The 16,936-nt window shown below is 59.9% G+C and carries 11 protein-coding genes and 2 pseudogenes; 6 read left to right on the plus strand and 7 right to left on the minus strand.

The features are described 5' to 3' along the window. Positions 1-30 precede the first annotated feature (30 nt). The gene (locus AC1Q6D_RS30780; RefSeq protein WP_003049965.1) at positions 31-2,946 is read left to right on the plus strand and encodes a Tn3-like element IS1071 family transposase; all 2,916 of its coding nucleotides are present in this window, start codon (positions 31-33) and stop codon (positions 2,944-2,946) included. Between the two features lie 196 nt (positions 2,947-3,142). Here the strand turns inward: AC1Q6D_RS30780 and AC1Q6D_RS30785 are convergent, their stop codons facing one another. From AC1Q6D_RS30785 to AC1Q6D_RS30815, 7 genes and pseudogenes are all read right to left on the minus strand, one after another. After that, the gene (locus AC1Q6D_RS30785; RefSeq protein ID WP_102605942.1) at positions 3,143-4,567 is read right to left on the minus strand and encodes an efflux transporter outer membrane subunit; all 1,425 of its coding nucleotides are present in this window, start codon (positions 4,565-4,567) and stop codon (positions 3,143-3,145) included. Position 4,568: 1 nt separating this feature from the next. Continuing rightward, positions 4,569-5,225: pseudogene (locus AC1Q6D_RS30790) on the minus strand (efflux RND transporter permease subunit); the annotation flags it as partial. A 58-nt stretch (positions 5,226-5,283) separates the two neighbouring features. Then, positions 5,284-6,465 carry a protein-disulfide reductase DsbD family protein gene (locus tag AC1Q6D_RS30795; protein ID WP_102605941.1) on the minus strand — a complete coding sequence of 394 codons (1,182 nt, stop codon included), beginning with the start codon at positions 6,463-6,465 and terminating at the stop codon, positions 5,284-5,286. Between the two features lie 234 nt (positions 6,466-6,699). After that, positions 6,700-7,632, minus strand: a complete 933-nt coding sequence (locus tag AC1Q6D_RS30800; protein ID WP_178084167.1) for a F510_1955 family glycosylhydrolase — start codon at positions 7,630-7,632, stop codon at positions 6,700-6,702. A gap of 236 nt (positions 7,633-7,868) precedes the next feature. After that, entirely contained in the window at positions 7,869-11,003 is a 3,135-nt protein-coding gene (locus AC1Q6D_RS30805) for an efflux RND transporter permease subunit (protein ID WP_102605940.1), read from the minus strand. After that, positions 11,000-12,106 (minus strand): efflux RND transporter periplasmic adaptor subunit, encoded by a 1,107-nt coding sequence (locus AC1Q6D_RS30810; protein WP_158244081.1) that lies wholly within the window; start codon positions 12,104-12,106, stop codon positions 11,000-11,002. The genes AC1Q6D_RS30805 and AC1Q6D_RS30810 overlap by 4 nt, the downstream gene beginning before the upstream one ends. 56 nt (positions 12,107-12,162) lie before the next feature. Further along, a complete protein-coding gene (locus AC1Q6D_RS30815) occupies positions 12,163-12,528 on the minus strand; it encodes a cupin domain-containing protein (RefSeq protein WP_102605938.1) in 366 nt (121 codons plus the stop codon). Positions 12,529-12,630: 102 nt separating this feature from the next. On the opposite strand from AC1Q6D_RS30815, the gene AC1Q6D_RS30820 reads away from it, so the two are divergent. The 5 genes and pseudogenes from AC1Q6D_RS30820 to AC1Q6D_RS30840 all read left to right on the plus strand — a co-directional run bounded on the left by AC1Q6D_RS30820 (position 12,631) and on the right by AC1Q6D_RS30840 (position 16,641). Then, on the plus strand, positions 12,631-13,527 hold the full coding sequence (locus AC1Q6D_RS30820; RefSeq protein WP_102605937.1) for a LysR substrate-binding domain-containing protein: 897 nt from the start codon (positions 12,631-12,633) through the stop codon (positions 13,525-13,527). A gap of 192 nt (positions 13,528-13,719) precedes the next feature. Continuing rightward, positions 13,720-14,940 (plus strand): M20 family metallopeptidase, encoded by a 1,221-nt coding sequence (locus AC1Q6D_RS30825; RefSeq protein ID WP_102605936.1) that lies wholly within the window; start codon positions 13,720-13,722, stop codon positions 14,938-14,940. Further along, complete coding sequence (gene thiD, locus AC1Q6D_RS30830; RefSeq protein ID WP_102605935.1) at positions 14,937-15,731, plus strand: bifunctional hydroxymethylpyrimidine kinase/phosphomethylpyrimidine kinase; 795 nt, start codon at positions 14,937-14,939, stop codon at positions 15,729-15,731. Before AC1Q6D_RS30825 ends, thiD begins: the two co-directional genes overlap by 4 nt. Positions 15,732-15,801: 70 nt before the next feature. Continuing rightward, positions 15,802-16,392: pseudogene (locus tag AC1Q6D_RS30835) on the plus strand (Tn3 family transposase); the annotation flags it as partial. Between the two features lie 96 nt (positions 16,393-16,488). After that, positions 16,489-16,641, plus strand: coding sequence for a type II toxin-antitoxin system PemK/MazF family toxin (locus AC1Q6D_RS30840; protein ID WP_158244082.1), 153 nt, complete (start codon positions 16,489-16,491; stop codon positions 16,639-16,641). Positions 16,642-16,936 lie beyond the last annotated feature (295 nt).

The following is a 16,936-nucleotide window of genomic DNA, read 5'->3' on the forward strand; positions in this document are numbered from 1 at the left end:
TATGGTGGCCTCCCACTTTTGAGGTTCACGATGCAGGGTTGGCACACAACGTTTTTGGGGATGCGTGGGCTCCCCCGCGATATCAGCGACTTCGAGATGAAGGCATTTTTCACCTTCGATGGTGCCGAGCGCGACGCAATCAATGCACGCCGAGGTGATTCCCACAAGCTTGGTCTGGCGCTCCATATTGGTTTCCTGCGCATGAGTGGGCGTTTGCTCGGTGCCTTTCGGGTAATTCCAGTAGCCTTGTGGCGCCACCTTGGCAACGAGCTTGGCATTGCAGCACCAGAAGTCGCCTCGCTGAGAGCCATGTATGAACGCGGGCGCACGCTATTCGATCACCAACAAGTAGCCTGCACGGTCCTTGGATTCCAGTGGATGAGCGAGCACCAGCGCCGCTCACTGGTACGTGAACTGCGCGACGAAGTGGCGCGCTGCGCCGACCGCGATCAGCTACTCGTGCGGGCGCGTCAATGGCTGTACAAGAACAAGCTGGTGATCGTGCACGAGCGGGCAATTCGGACACTGATTGCGGCGGCACTTGCCCAGCTTGAAGTTGAAACAGGCACCGCCATCGCCGCCAGCGTTGATCCAGCAACACTTGATCGCTGGCGAGCCTCAGTTTCAGAGCTGCGCCCAGATGGACAAACCCAGCAGAGTTGGCTATGGGCTGCACCGGCGAAACACTCAACCCGCCAAATCAGCGAGGTACTGGAGCGCATCGACCTGCTTTACACGCTGGACGTTCATAAGCACCTGGCAGACATCCCCGATCTCATCTTGCGCCGCTACGCGCGCCGACTTGTCTCCAGGCCGCCCTCAGCCGGAGCCAAGATCAAAGAGCCAGCGCGCACCGTGGAGGTCGCATGCTTTCTTCGGTATTGCCTGTTCACCACCACAGACCAGTTGATCCTTATGGTGCAGCGCCGGATCGCCGATCTGTGGCGTCAGGCTGCCGCCGATGTCCCCGCTACCGTCAATTGGGCCGCAATGTACAAAACGCTGCTCGGCGAACTTGTTGCCTTGAGCGCGCAAGGTGCGGTGCCAGATGCTGAGTTGCGTGCCCGTCTTGAAGCCTTGATCACCGAAACCCAGAAACGCAAACCACCGAGCAGGGCCTCCCTGGTCCGCGAGGGATTGATTGATGGAATTCGCCCCGTGCGGTCGTTGCTCGTCGCCATTGCAAAGCTGCCCTGGCAGGCCACCGGCGAGCATCCTGCCATCGAGTACCTTGCCAAGCTGCAAGCTTTATATCTCAAAGGATCCAGAAAGCTGCCAGTTGAAGTGGTGGCACCAAGTCTGGGAATGATCTGGCAGGTTTCGATCTCCAGCCCAGACCGGGAACGGGCGTTTCAGGCGTTGGAGGTGGCCACCCTGTTTGCCCTGCGCCGCGCGGTGCGCAATGGCTCGGTCTGGATTGAGCACAGCCTGAGCTTTCGGGGTCGTGCGCGCTTGTTCTTCACGGACGAGCGTTGGCAGGCAGAGTCCAAGAAACACTATGCCCGTCTATCGTTACCCAGCAAGGCTGCCACTTTCTTGAAGCCTTTGCTGGCCAGAGTAACTGCCGGTGTCGATGCGGTGGCCGCTGCAGCCCGCAGTGGCGTACTGCGCGTGGATGATGAACTCCATTTGTCGCCATTGCCCGCAGAGGACGAAGACCCAGAAGTGACCAAGCTGCGCGCGGCTTTGGATCACCGCATCGGTGAGGTTCAATTGCCGGAAGTGATTCTGGCCGTTGACGCCCAGGTGCGCTTTAGCTGGATCATGCTCGGACGTGAGCCGCGCTCTACCGACGAGCTGCTGATGGTCTATGCCGGCATCATGGCCCACGGCACCAGTCTGACTGCGGTCGAATGCGCGCGCATGATTCCGCAATTGTCTGCCACCAGCATTCGCCAGGCCATGCGCTGGGCGCGGGACGAACGGCGTCTGAGCCAGGCCTGCCAGGCTGTGCTGGAATTCATGCAGCGACACCCGATTGCCGCCACCTGGGGGCGGTCCGATTTGGCATCTTCTGACATGATGAGCATGGAGACCACCAAACGGGTGTGGCAAGCCCGGCTTGATCCTCGGCGCAACACACCTTCCATTGGAATCTACTCCCATGTAAAAGACCGGTGGGGCATCTTCCATGCGCAGCCCTTTGTGCTCAATGAGCGCCAGGCGGGCGTGGCCATTGAAGGTGTCATCCGCCAAGAAAAGCTGGAGACCAGCCAGCTTGCTGTGGATACCCATGGCTACACCGACTTTGCCATGTCACATGCCCGTTTGCTTGGTTTTGATCTTTGCCCGCGGTTGAAGGAACTCAAACAGCGCCACCTCTTTGTGCCACGCGGCACCAAAGTGCCCGCAGAAATCGCTGCGGTGTGCGAAGCCAATGTCGACGTCGCTTTGATCGAAAAGCATTGGGATAGTCTGGTGCACCTGGCAGCCTCGGTCATGAGCGGACATGCCAGTGCGGTGGCAGCTCTTGCGCGGTTCGGTTCTGCCGCCCAGGGCGATCCAATCTATGAGGCTGGCGTGCAATTGGGGCGGTTGCTGCGTACGGCGTTTTTGGCTGACTACTTTGTCAAGGACGCTTTCAGGAACGAGTTGCGCCGGGTGCTCAATCGGGGCGAGGCTGTTAACGCCCTCAAGCGCGCCATTTATACCGGCCGGATCAGCCCGGCGCAGGCCAAACGTGTCGATGAAATGCAGGCTGTGGCCGATGCGTTGAGCCTGATGGCCAACATCGTGATGGCGTGGAATACCTCACAGATGCAGGCGGTCCTGGATCGCTGGTCGAACCGCCGCCAGGTCATTCCACCGGAACTGATCGGGAAGATTGCGCCCACCAGGCTGGAGAGCATCAACTTGCGGGGTGTGTTTCGCTTCCCGGTTGACCGCTATGCTGACCAAATCCTGCCTTCGCGGCCAAATGCATCGATAACTGGCACCAATGGATGAAACCGACCACGGTTTGACGCCACGAATCGCAGATTTGAAAGTGAACAGGAAAGTCAATGAAATCAACGATCTACCAACACCACCTCCGCGCCAGTGCTAGCTTTTCGTACCGTCACTTATTGCACTGAAAACGAGGAGACCCCGAGGATCGGCGGTCACCTGACCGCCAGCGGCGCCGATTCTGCCGCCCTGCCCCTCAGCCCGCTGTCGCGGACGGCGCAGCTGCCTGGGCCTGCCAGCCGCCGCCCAGCACCTTGTAGAGTGTCACGCGGTTGGCCTGGTCGGTCAGCTGCAGGCTGATCAGCGTCTGCTGCGCCGTGTACAGCGTGCGCTGCGCATCCAGCACCTCCAGGTAGCTGCCGCCGCCGCCCTTGAACAAGGCCTGGGCCAGGTCGAAGCTGCGTGTCGTGGCGGCCACCAGGGCGCGCTGGGCATCCAGCCGCTCGGCCAGCGTGCGGCGCTCGGCCAGCGCGTCGGCCACCTCGCGGAACGCGGTCTGCAGGGTCTTCTCGTAGCTGGACAGCACGATGTCGCGCTGCACCTCGGTCGCGCGCAGCTGGTTGCGGCGCGCGCCGTTGTCGAACAGCGGCAGGTTGATGGACGGGCCGAAGCTCCAGATCCGGCTGCCGCCCTCGAACAGGTTGGACAGGCTGGGGCTGGCCACGCCGGCCGAGCCGGTCAGCGTGATGCGCGGGTACAGGGCCGCGCGGGCGACGCCGATGTCGTGGTGGGCGGCGCGCAGCGCGTGCTCGGCCGCGAGCACGTCGGGCCGCTGCTGCAGCACGCTGGACGGCAGGTCGGCCGGCGGCGTGGGCAGCGATGCGACCGTGACCGACTGGTCACCTGGCAGCAGCTCGGCCGGCAGCTGCGTGCCGGCCAGCAGCGTCAACGCATTGCGGCCCTGCTCGACCAGACTGTCGAAGGCCGCCACCTGGCCGCGTGCGGACTCCACCGTGGTCTGGGCCTGGGCCAGCGCCACGCCCGACTGCGCGCCCAGCGCATGGGCCTGGCGGATCAGGTCGTAGGAGCGTTGCTGGCTCTGCAGCGTCTCGCGCGCCAGGCGCAGCCGCTGCTGGTCGGTCGCCAGTTGCAGCCAGGCCTGTGCGACCGAGGCCACCAGGCTGATCTGCACGCTGCGGCGCGCGTCCTCGGTGCGGAAGAACTCCTCGAGCGCCGAGTCGGACAGGTTGCGCACGCGGCCGAAGAAGTCGAGCTCGTACGCGGTCAGGCCGAAGTTGGTGCTGAAGCGGTCGGCGATGCTGGCATTGCCGCTCGTGGTCAGCGCCGCCGGCGTGCGCGTGCGCGTGGCCGCGCCGCCCAGGTCCACCGACGGCAGCGTGGCGGCGCTGCTCACGCCGTACAGCGCACGCGCACGCTCGATGCTGAGCGCGGCCGAACGCAGGTCGCGGTTGTTGTCCAGCGCGCGCGCCAGCGCACCGCGCAGGCGCTCGTCGACGAAGAACTCCTGCCAGCCGGCCAGCGGCTGGCCAGACGCGGCGGCCTGGCCGTCGGCAGGCCAGGCCTGTGGAATCGGTGCGGCGGGCTGCTGGTAGCTCGGTGCCAGGTTGGCGCAACCGGACAACAGGGCCAATGCGGCCAGGGGGACCAGGGCGTGGCGCATCTCAGTGGCCTCCCTGCTCGATCAAGGGTGTCTGCACGGTCTCGGTTTCCCGGCGCTTGCCGCGCCGCTCCAGCCAGCCGCGGATCAGCACGAAGAACAGCGGCACGAAAAAGATGCCCAGTGCAGTGCCGATGGCCATGCCGCCCAGCACCGAGGTGCCGATGGCGACGCGGCCGCCGGCGCCCGCACCGGTGCCGATGGCCAGCGGCAGCACGCCGAAGCCGAAGGCCAGCGAGGTCATCAGGATGGGCCGCAGCCGCAGGCGCACGGCCTCCATGGTGGCGTCAAACACGCTCCTGCCCTGCTCCTGCAGCTGCTTGGCGAACTCGACGATCAGGATCGCGTTCTTGGACGACAGCCCCACCGTGGTCAGCAGGCCGACCTGGAAGTACACGTCGTTGGTCAGCCCGCGCGTGCTCGTGAACAGCAGCGCGCCGATGATGCCCAGCGGCACCACCAGGATCACCGAGAACGGCACGGACCAGCTCTCGTACAGCGCCGCCAGGCACAGGAACACGAACAGGATGGAGATGGCGTAGAGCATCGGCGCCTGCGCGCCCGACAGCCGCTCCTGGTAGGAGGCGCCGGTCCATTCGTAGTCGATGCCCAGCGGCATCTCCTTCATGACCTGCTCGACCGCCGCCATGGCAGCGCCCGCCAGCAGGGCGCCAATAATAACGATTCCAATGGTATATTTTTTACTTAATTTCAAGGCATCACCCTGTTTTTCGTGAAAGCTTGTTCACCGCATCAATGAGTGATTGGCCGGTAAATAGTCCCGAAAATCGCTGTACAACCCCTCCGTTCGCATCGAGCACCACGGCGAAGGGCAGACCAACCCCGCCGTAGCTCACCAGCAGGCGTTCCAGCACGGGTTGGGAATGGGTCAGGTCGACGCGCAAGGTGACCATATGATAGGCGTTTACGGCATGCACCACGCTGGCGCTGTCGTAAACCGTTTTTTCCAATACTTTGCAATTGATGCACCAGTCGGCCGTAAATTCGAGCAGCACAGGGCGACCCAAAGCCGTCAGCCGCCCGGCATCAGCCGGCGCAAGCGTATGCCATTCAAGCCGATTAGCCGATACCGGCATGAATCCCGCACCGAGAACAGCTGCCACTGCGACCACGCCGCCGACCAGTGAAATCGCGATCCGTGTGGCGATCTGATGCGTGCGCCTGAATTCAATCACGCACCAACCGAGCAATGCCAGAGCAAATGCCAGCCACAACGGCAGTATCCAAGGAGAGGGCACGAGGCTTTGCGAGAAAAACAACGCGGCCCCCAACAGAATCCAGCCGAAACTTTTGCGCACGATGTCAGTCCATGCCCCTGATCGCGGGAAACGCGCGAGTAAGCCGGGCCGAGCGATCAAGATTAAGTAAGGCAAGGCGAGTCCGACGCCTATCGCAATGAAGATGATCACGACGTTTGTAGGCGGCTGCGTTACGGCAAAGGCCAAAAGGCCGCCCAGGAAGGGCCCAGTGCAGGGCGTGGAGAGCAGGGCGCCTAATAATCCCGACAGGAAGGGTTCCAGAAAATGGGACCCTCGCATCGACGCCGCAAAGCGGGGTACCGGCAGGCCTTTGTCAAGGAAGTTTGCAACAGCCAGCACTATTAGGATGACGACCAAAAAGATCGTGAATGTCTGCGATTGGAAAAGCACGCCCCATTGCAAACCCAGCAAGGCGGTAGCCATCCCGAGAACAGCGAAAAACAGCACGGAGCCTGCTGTAAACAAGACCGCTGCGATCCAGCGTGAGCGCAGGCTGCCACCGGCCGCATGCAAGATAGTTCGGACTTTGATCGGAATCGCCGGCAGCACACAGGGCGTCAGGTTCAGCAGTATGCCCGCCCCAAGGGCCGTCACCACGGCTAGCAGGAATGAGGTGTTCAAAATATCTCCATCGTGCGGGCCTGATACCTTTTAACGCCCGAACATACTACGCATGCCCGTATAGCAGCTACCTATACCGTGCATCATACTGCCGTGCATTACCCACATCCCGGCGAAGGCCAGTACGGCAATGAGGCCTATGACAGCAAAGAGAATCAGGAGGATATCGAATATCGACCCTTTACTCGCTGGCATGATCATTCCTTTGATTAGCGGCGATTGCAACGAAGGTCATCATAATGTTTGCCCATTCTTGGCAATTTGCTTCCAGGTTTGCCCCAGATCTTCGGAAAGATAGACGCTGCGCTCGAAGGTGGCTATGGCTATCTGGTTTTGTGTAATCGGATTTTGAGCCATGTAGGCAACGGCATCCTTCGCCATGGGAGGCAACGGAATGTCTTGTGTTTCTTTGCCGTTTTGCCAAGTGATACGTGTCAGGGCCGGTTTGCCCGCATAGTGGCTGTACCAGAGGTGGGATCCATCCAGATCAAACTCTATCGCCAGGACTTGCTCACCGCCTCGTAATAACTGAAAATGGTTGGCGCCATCCTCGGAAATATACAAGCCCTTGTCCGTACCCGCAGCCACCACCTTGGGATGAGTGGGGTGAGCGGCCAGGGTGTTGATCGCACCCGTCAAACCGTCGCCTTCTGCTGCGGTCCATTGCGCCCCATCCGTTTGCGTCACATAAATACCAGGCCGCGTCATTCGGTCATTCGAGCTCTTATTGAGTACATAGATCGTGTTCGTGCCGTAGCTGGCTGCCAACGTGTGGAAATCGGACTGCCCTTCGAAGCCGAGTTTTTTCCAGGTATGCCCCCCATCCTGGCTTTTGATCAAGCCAAACGGATTGACCAGGTTTGTTCCCGGCGCCGGATGGCCGCTGCTATAGAGTGCGTCGCGTGTCGCCGAAAAGCCCATGAAATCATGAGGCGGCCCATCGGCTGTGGACCAATGCCCCTGGCTGTAAATGGCCAGTCCCCTATGGCTTGGAATGAATATCTTGGTGCCGTCCGCACTGTACGAGAGGCCGTGGACATGCATCAGTTGGACCGTGACGGCGGATTGGCTGGCCGCGTTGGCGGGCTGCGGGAATCCATATGTGAGCGTCATGACGGCAACAGCCTGTGTGATGACGGCTAGTAACTGACCCGTTCGGGCTTTCATACTCTTTTTTATCATTTCAAGATACCTGTAGATGGGCGTATGCACTCGCCTCTGCGGGAGCACGTTAAACCCTCCTCCCATGGGAAGGTCAAGAAAATGATGAACGCCTAGAGGATGTTTGTGGTTATAGACAAGATCGCTCGACCCTTGTCAATTTATTGTCGCACAGTGTAGCGTACGTACCCTGTCACAATCGATTCCGTTTGGCTTAGCCATACCGCCATCTGACAGTGTTCTCACTTCATTTTTGCTGCGGATGTTTTTCCGCCTCTATCGACTCTGACTCTTTTCTTTTGTCTTAGCCAAATTTGGAGCCGATCGAGATACAGATAGATCACCGGAGTTGTGTAGAGTGTGAGCAACTGACTGAGTGCAAGCCCCCCGACCATGGCGTAACCGAGCGGCCTGCGCAGCTCCGACCCGGTACCCGTTCCAAACGCTAGCGGGACGCCGGCGAGGAGCGCGGCGGCCGTCGTCATCAGAATCGGGCGAAAGCGCAAGAGACAGGCTTCGCGGATAGCTTCCAGCGGCGACAGGTGGCGGTCGCGCTGAGCCACGATGGCGAAATCCACCAGCATAATGCCGTTCTTTTTGACGATGCCGATCAAGAGAAGGATTCCGATGATGCCCATCACGGACAGGTCCATATGCCCTGCGCGCAGCGCAAGCAGTGCGCCAATCCCGGCCGACGGCAGCGTCGAGAGAATTGTCAGCGGGTGAATGAAGCTCTCGTAGAGTATCCCAAGGATCATGTATACGACGACAAGCGCCGCAATGATCAGAATCGGTGTACTCGCTAACGAGGCCTGGAACGCTTGCGCATTGCCCTGAAAAGTGCCGGTGACTGAGCCCGGCATGCCGATCTCTTCCGCCGCCCGATTGATGGCGCCGACAGCTTGGCCGAGCGCGACGCCTGGTCGTAGATTGAATGAAAGTGTAACCGCCGGGAACTGACCTTGATGGGTCACCGATAGTGGCCCCACGCTACTCGAGTCTATGGTCACAAGGGCCGACATCGGAACTGCGGCATTAGTCAACGGCGACTTGAGATAAATGCGATCAAGGGATGAAAAATCGCGTTGAAGCTCCGGCAGCAGTTCGAGGATAATTGAGTAAGTGTTGAGTTGGGTGAAATATTGCGTGATCCGCCGTTGACCGTATGCGTCGTTTAGGGTGTCGTCGATCAGCTGGGGCGAAATTCCGAAGCGGGAAGCTTGGTCACGATTGATGGTGACCTTGATCTGTGGTGCATCACTGAGAAGATCTGTTGCTACATCGGCGAGTTGCGGCAGCGTCCTCATTTTTTCGAGCATCTTCTGCGACCAATCGCTCAACTCGGCGACATCGACACTCTGTAGCGTGTACTGAAAACTTCCGCGAGAACTCCGACCGCCCACGGTGATGTCCTGCGTCGGGGACGGAAACAGAGTTGCTCCCTGAACCCTGGCAATCTTCGGTCGCAGCCGATCGATGATCTCTGAGGCGGTCAGCGTCCGCTCGTCACGCGGCCTGAGGGCAATGAAAAATCGCGCGGTATTCCCCGTTTGGGCGAACCCGTCGCCGCCGGTAGTGGCCATCCATGAGACGAACGCCTCGACGTCCGGATCCTCGCGGATCACTTCGCCGAGCATCTGCTGCAACCGCATCATCTCGGGGGGCGATACTCCTTGCGCCGCTTCGGCCGGACCCGAAATTATACCGGTGTCTTGAATAGGAAAGAATCCTTTCGGTATTTGAAGCGCCATGATGATGGTTAGCGCAATTGTGGCGACAAATACGCCGAGCGTAATTGCTTGATGGCGCAGGACCACATCGAGCGTGCGCCGATAGGCAGATAGCACGGCGTCGAAACCGGCTTCGACAATGTGATAGAGACGCCCGTGCCGCTCCGCTTTCCGCCGCATGAAACGAGAGCAGAGCATCGGGGCGAGCGTGAGCGACACCAGCGCCGAGACCGTGATCGAAGCGGTCACTGTCAGAGCAAACTCCCGGAACAAACGGCCGACGATGCCGCCCATGAGCAGCAACGGAATGAAGACCGCGATCAGTGACAAACTGATCGACAACACGGTAAAGACGATTTCGCGGGATCCGCTGAGTGCTGCCTCGAACGGCGGCACGCCGTCCTCAATATGCCGATGGATATTCTCGACCACAATAATGGCGTCATCAACGACGAAGCCAATGGCAATGGTGAGTCCCATGAGGGAAATATTGTTGAGACTGAAGCCGAGTACGTACATCACGGCAAACGAACCGAGCAATGCCAGCACCACGGTGATGCTCGGTATCAGTGTTGCCCAAAGGTTGCGAAGAAAGAGCAGAATCACCAACACGACGAGGCCGACGGTGAGCGCGAGCGTGAATTCAACGTCGTGGACGGAAGCACGTATGGTGACCGTGCGGTCAAGAATTGTCTCAACAGTAATAGCAGCAGGGAAGTTGGCGGTAAGCTTGGGCAGCAATGCCTTAACGCGGTCCGCCGTATCGATGACGTTGGCGCCGGGTTGCTTATTGATTGTCAGGACAATGCTGGGGACGTTGTTTGCAAACGCTGCGGCGTTCCTATCAGCTGCAGCAAAGACCGCACGACCGATATCACGGACTCGGACCGGTGCGCTGTCTCGATAGGCGATCACGACGTCGTCGAACTCTTCGGCTTGGGTGATCTGGTCGTTGGCGGTGATCGCGAAGCTCGTCTTTGCGGTATTGAGTACTCCTTTGGCGGCGTTCGCCGTGGCGCTCACAGCCGCGCCTCGCACATCCTCAAGAGTCAGTCCGCGGGAGGCGAGTTTTGCCGGATCGACTTGAATACGGATCGACTGCTTCTGCTCACCAACAATCGAAACCCGAGCGACGCCTGGCACTTGCGAAATCTGCTGAGCGAGAAAATTATCCGCATATTCGTTGACCACAGTTAGCGGCAATGTTTCTGAGTGTAACGCCAGCATGAGGATCGGCGCATCAGCTGGATTGAGCTTTTTATACGTTGGGGGCGTGGTCAGTGATTCCGGGAGTGCCCTGCTGGCAGCCGTGATCGCCGCTTGCACGTCCTGCGCTGCCGAGTCGATGTTGCGATCGAGGTCGAACTGAATCGTGATCGATGTGGCACCTAACGCGCTGAACGACGTCATTTGGGTCACGCCGCTGATCTGCCCAAACTGGCGCTCGAGTGGCGTCGCAACCGACGAGGCCATGGTCTCCGGACTCGCGCCATCGAGTGTCGCGGAGACGACAATAGTTGGAAAGTCGACCTGCGGCAGGGGAGCGACCGGTAAGAGTGGAAACGCAGCAACGCCAAAGAGCGCTAAAGCCACCATCAGTAGCGTCGTCGCGACCGGCCGCGCAATGAACGGTGCAGAGAGATTCATTTGCCTCCCTCGACGCCCGGCAATGGCCGTGACGTAACCGTCACCAGTGCGTTGCGCTTCAGCTTGTATTGCCCGTCCGTCACAACGCGTTCGCCGTCGCCAAGGCCCGAAATGATTACTGTAAGATCGCCAGCCGTCGGCCCGGTCTTGATTTGCCGGGGCTCAGCCGTATCTTTCGGCGTCACAATCCACACGAACAAGCCCTGTGGGCCGCGTTGCACCGCCGTAGATGGAACGACGAGCACATCGCTGAGCGTCTCGATCAACAAGCGCGCATTAACAAATGCGCCTGGCCATAGTTTTTCGTCATCATTGGCGAAGATAGCCTTTAGACGTATGGTATCGGTGGTTTTGTCTATTGCATTGTCGACGAGAAGGAGCTGTCCGCTGCTCAGAGCGCGGCGATTGTCTTGGTCAAACGCAATCACCTCGACCGGACCACCGGTCAAAGCGGTGTGCACATCATCGAGAAACCGTGCCGGCAGTGTGAACAGCACGGCGGACGGCCGGATCCGAGTCAGGACGGCGATCGGTTGCGCGTCGGACACATGCACCACGTTTCCAGGATCGATCGAACGAATGCCGATTCGCCCGTTGCTTGGCGCTCTGATCGTGGTATAGCCGAGTTGTATTTGCGCGGTGTCGATCGCCGCTTCATCGGCAACAATGGACGCTTTCAGTTGATCGACCGTCGCCTGTTGCTGATCGACCGTCTGCCGCGCTATGGCGCCGCTCAGCGCCAATGTCTTGGATCGCGCGAGATCTTTCCCGGCGGCAACGAGCAAAGCAGCGTCCTGGGCTTTTTTCCCGCGGGCCTGGTCAAGCGCGGCCTTGAACAGGCGCGGGTCTATCTTGGCCAGCATATCCCCCTTCTTTACTTCCTGCCCTTCAGTGAACAGCACCTCCTGTAGTGTCCCATCGACCTGGGGACGAATACCGACAGTCAATGAAGCCTGCACGGCGCCAAGGCCGGTCAAGTAGACGGGTACGTTCTGTCGAGTTGCGACGGCGATGCTTACCGGTACGGGTGGGCGTGTGGTCAGCGCAATTTTGGGTTGCGCTGACAAAAACCAGTAGGTCGCAATGCCGACCGCAATTAGCACAACACTCGCAGAAATCAGAAGAATGGCGCGATGGCGCCCGGCGGATCCTCGCGACCTCATTCCTTCATCGGTTCCGGAATAGAACGCCCCTTATCCTTCTCAGCTACGATGAACTCCAGGAAGCGCAGATGATCCGTCGTGCTTGGGTTCCAGTGGGAATGGATCGTGCCGGCCGGGACAAACAAGTTGTCTCCGGCATGTAGCGTTACCGGTGGTTCCCCATCTTCTTGCCAAACGCTCGTCCCTGACACGACATGGAACGTGATCGCCGCCGGATGGAGGTGTCGCGGGTTGATCCCGTCCGGAGCATATTCCGCCTCGTAGACCGCAACCTCAAGGTTTGCCGTGCCGGGCAATACGGTCTTCAGCAGTGGCGCATGCGGTATCACGCCACGCCTTTCCCTGCTCACAACTTTACACATAGAAATTCTCTATCTCGTCGAAAAGTATTAAGATATCGCTTACAGAGCAGCGTGGCAAACGTGAATTCCTCATGGTTAGCCCAACTTAATTTTAGGGTTCTAATGACTCGTCAGTTGCCCTCATTGAATGGATTGCGAGCTTTCGAAGCGGCTGGACGGCATGGCAGCTTCAAAGCAGCAGCCCATGAGTTGAATGTCACTCAAACGGCTGTGAGCCACATGGTGCGGCTCTTGGAAGAACACCTCGGATTCGCGCTCTTCCGCCGTCATGCCAATAGGCTCGAGCTCACCGATCAAGGCCGGGCATTCCAGCCCGGACTGACCGGCGCCTTCGATGCGATCGCGCGGCTCACTGAGCAAGTGGGCTCGATGCGGGCAGGCCCGGTGCTCACCGTTGGGGTCGCGCCGGCTTTCGCTTTACACTGGTTGATTCCACGCTTGGCCGACTTCAATCGCAATCATCCTGACGTCGAGGTACGAGTCGCTACCGGCGGCGCAATGCTTCCGCTGCGCGACGATTGGACTTGTACTATACGTCGCGGCAAGGGCGACTGGCTTGGCTATACGGCCGAGGAGCTATTCCCGTCCACACTGGTGCCAGTGTGCACGCCGGCCATCGCAGCAGGCTTGCGGCACCCTCGTGATCTCCACGCGGCAACCCTGATCGTCGTTTCGCACTTGCGCGAGCAATGGGCTTGGTGGTTCGAAGCGGCAGGCCTGCCTGCCGTGATCCAGCCAGCTAATGAGGTATCGTTTGAGAGTTCCGTGATGGCAATTCAAGCCGCCCTTGATGGAGTAGGAGTCGCTGTAGCGCAACTTCCCTATGTCAGTGACGCGCTGGCAGCGGGCCGGCTGGTCGCCCCATTTCCGATCACTGGTCGGAGATATGAAGGGTGGTATCTGGCCTACAGGCCGATACGCGAGGGCGATTCGGCGTTATTGGCCTTCCGCAATTGGCTGCATGGCGAAGCTGAGTTGCAACGCCAAGCCGATAAGTGACTCGGCCTGACGCGACCGGCAGCATCGCGGATTACGAAGCTAACACTGGCGGCCACACGATGATCAACAGCAGAGCAGAGGCCGAATAGATGCTGCGTTTCATTCCCGGCTGAGCGTATGATTTACCTCACCGTGCGGCACTCCGACGGTGAGCAGCCTGATCCATTTCAAGCGATAGGAAAGGAGAATGTCATGAATGCGCTAACCTCGGCTTTGGACGTAGACGCCAAAGAAGTGCTCCCCGAACTGGAAGCCATTTATAAAGACTTGCACCGCAACCCTGAGCTTTCCATGCAGGAGGTCCGTACCGCGGGTATTGCGGCCGACTATCTGGCGGCCCAAGGTTTCGAAGTATCGCGCCAGATTGGCCTGACAGGGGTTGTCGGCGTCTTGAAAAATGGCGAAGGCCCCACGGTCATGCTGCGTGCCGATATGGATGCGCTTCCCGTCACCGAAGCGACTGGCTTGCCGTATGCCAGTACTATCAGAGCCCGGGACGAAGACGGCATCGAGGTCGGTGTGGCACATGCCTGTGGCCATGATATGCACGTCACCTGGCTGATGGGCGCGGCGCGGCTTCTATCCCGGCACCGCGATGTGTGGAAGGGCACGGTACTGGCGGTTTTCCAGCCCGGCGAAGAAGTCGGGCGCGGGGCGCAAGGCATGGTCGACGATGGAATGCTCGAACGTTTTCCCAAACCGGACATCATTCTGGGCCAGCATGTCATGGTCGGCGAAGCGGGCACCATAGGCTATCGCAGCGGCGTCATCCTGTCTGCGGGCGACAGCATGAAGGTCAGGCTTTTCGGTCGTGGCTCGCACGGTTCGCAGCCGCAAACGTCGATCGACCCGGTCATCATGGCGGCATCGACCACGATGCGGTTGCAAACAATCGTTTCACGCGAAATCGCACCCATAGATAGCGCCGTATTGACGATTGGGTCGTTGCAGGCCGGGACCAAGGAAAACATCATCCCGGACGAAGCCACGCTCAAGCTGAACGTACGCACCTACGACGAAGACGTGCGCAGCACCATGCTTTCCGCCATCAAGCGGATCTGCTGCGCGGAATGCGCCGCGTCGAACGCCCCGCGGGAGCCCGAATTCACCACGCTCAGCACTTACCCCCTGACCCGCAACGATGTCGAGGCGACCGAAAAAATCGCGCAAGTCTTCAAGGCGCAGTTCGGCGAACGCGCACACGAAACCAAGCCCGCCGGCGCCAGCGAAGACTTCAGCACGTTCGGGCGCACCTGGAAAGTGCCGTATGTTTTCTGGTTTGTGGGAGGCACTGACGCTCAAACCTACATCAAGGCCAAAGAAGAAAAGAAACTCAACGAAATTCCCAGCAATCATTCACCCAAAGAAGCCGTGGCGCTGGCGTCAACCCAGAGAGGCGGCGAAGCATCATGATCGCAAATGTCCTCAGCATCGCCGGCACCGATCCGTCCGGCGGGGCCGGTATTCAAGCTGACCTAAAGACCTTCTCCGCACTCGGGGCTTACGGGATGAGCGTTATAACGGCCGTGGTGGCTCAGAACACGCGGGGGGTCCGATCATTTCAGGCGCTCGATGCCGATTTCGTCGGCGAGCAAATCGACGCGGTGCTGGACGATGTGCGCGTTGACGCCATCAAGATCGGCATGGTCGCCAACGCAGAGATCGCGCAGGCGATTGTTCAACGGATCGATTCCTACGAGCTGCGCAACATCGTTGTCGATCCAGTGATGGCGGCTAAGAGTGGCGACCCGCTGCTAGCCACAAATGCCATTGCAGCCGTGCGCGACGAGTTGGTGCCCCGCGCTACCGTAATTACTCCGAACCTGCCCGAAGCTGGCCTGCTGCTGGACCGCTCGCCCGCGCGTTCGCTCGAGGCGATGGACGACTGCGCGGCTGAGCTCCACCGCCTTGGCCCAGCCTGGGTGCTGTTGACGGGGGGACATCTGGATAGCGCGGAGAGCGTAGACATTCTCTACGACGGTGACATGCCGCAGCACGTCAGCGCCCCACGCATCGACACGAAAAACGATCACGGCACCGGTTGTACGCTTTCCTCTGCGATTGCCGCACTCTTACCCCACAATTCGGTTCCGGATGCGGTGGCCGCCGCGAAGCGCTACCTTTCTAACGCGCTAGCGGCTTCACAGCAACTCCAAGTCGGGGGTGGCCACGGTCCGGTGCACCACTTCTACGCCCAGTGGTAGTGTTTTCCGGCCGCTACGGACGCCGCGCGAGGTTTAGCGTACGATTTTTTCCGTTTCGTGAGTTGACCCCTATGATGCCCTCAAGCCGATGATTGGTGGCACGCTCAACATCAAGCATGTCCGCGCCCATTGGGATGAAATCCTGCGGCTGGCCACCTCGATCAAACAGGGCACGGTGACGGCCTCGCTGATGTTGCGCAAGCTCGGCAGCTATCCGCGCCAGAATGGCTTGGCCGTAGCCTTGCGCGAGCTGGGGCGCATCGAGCGCACGCTGTTCATCTTGGACTGGCTGCAAAGCGTCGAGCTGCGCCGCCGCGTCCATGCCGGGCTGAACAAGGGCGAAGCCCGCAACGCGCTGGCCAGGGCGGTGTTCTTCAACCGGCTGGGCGAAATCCGTGACCGCAGCTTTGAGCAGCAGCGCTACCGTGCCAGCGGCCTCAACTTGGTGACGGCGGCTGTCGTGTTGTGGAACACGGTCTACCTGGAGCGCGCAGCGCATGCCTTGCGTGGCAACGGCCATGCCGTCGATGAGGCGCTGTTGCAGTACCTGTCGCCACTGGGCTGGGAGCACATCAACCTGACCGGAGATTACCTCTGGCGCAGCAGCGCCAAGATCGGCGCGGGCAAATTCAGGCCCCTACGACCGCTGCAACCGGCTTAGCGTGCTTTATTTTCCGTTTTCTGAGGCGACCCCAAATTGCCCTAGATGTCAAGTGTTTTTAGCTAAACTTTTTTTAGCGGCTAAAAATGTTTCGCGGTGCCGATCTCCGGCATCAAGACAACCGGCGTCGTTCGCTGCGATCAACCCCGCGTGCTCGATCTTGCAGCGCGTACCGCTCGCAAGGTGGACACGCTCCCGGCTCCTATCCTTGATGAAGTGCTGGCCAAGGTCGCCACGCTGTTCCAGTAGTCAATCCGCGCCCTTCGGTGTGTTCTTAACCCTTGAGGGGCGCTTTCCCTGGCCGTGTCGGCCGCCTTTTCTCCTTGGCGTAAAACCTGCTGCCTTCCAGCTCGCACCGATCTTCGATTAGTGCGCAGATGGTGGCTTCACTGCGGCTTTGACAGTCGGGAGTCCAGAGGGGCGGTAGCCCCTTTGGGCATAGCGCAGCGTAAGCGCACAAAATTTGCTTCTTTCCAGGCGCTTGCGCCTGGTTCAACCGATGGCAGCGCCGTAGGCGCTCCATTTTTGGGGTGAGGACGCGCAG

Source organism: Pseudomonas sp. MT92 (genome assembly GCF_058792515.1).

What these genes read in the sequence shown, in the direction of transcription:
- AC1Q6D_RS30780 (WP_003049965.1), top strand. Translation starts at nt 31, where the DNA reads ATGCAGGGTTGGCACACAACGTTTTTGGGGATGCGTGGGCTCCCCCGC.
- AC1Q6D_RS30785 (WP_102605942.1), bottom strand. Translation starts at nt 4,567, where the DNA reads ATGCGCCACGCCCTGGTCCCCCTGGCCGCATTGGCCCTGTTGTCCGGT.
- AC1Q6D_RS30800 (WP_178084167.1), bottom strand. Translation starts at nt 7,632, where the DNA reads ATGAAAGCCCGAACGGGTCAGTTACTAGCCGTCATCACACAGGCTGTT.
- AC1Q6D_RS30805 (WP_102605940.1), bottom strand. Translation starts at nt 11,003, where the DNA reads ATGAATCTCTCTGCACCGTTCATTGCGCGGCCGGTCGCGACGACGCTA.
- AC1Q6D_RS30815 (WP_102605938.1), bottom strand. Translation starts at nt 12,528, where the DNA reads ATGTGTAAAGTTGTGAGCAGGGAAAGGCGTGGCGTGATACCGCATGCG.
- AC1Q6D_RS30820 (WP_102605937.1), top strand. Translation starts at nt 12,631, where the DNA reads ATGACTCGTCAGTTGCCCTCATTGAATGGATTGCGAGCTTTCGAAGCG.
- AC1Q6D_RS30825 (WP_102605936.1), top strand. Translation starts at nt 13,720, where the DNA reads ATGAATGCGCTAACCTCGGCTTTGGACGTAGACGCCAAAGAAGTGCTC.
- thiD (WP_102605935.1), top strand. Translation starts at nt 14,937, where the DNA reads ATGATCGCAAATGTCCTCAGCATCGCCGGCACCGATCCGTCCGGCGGG.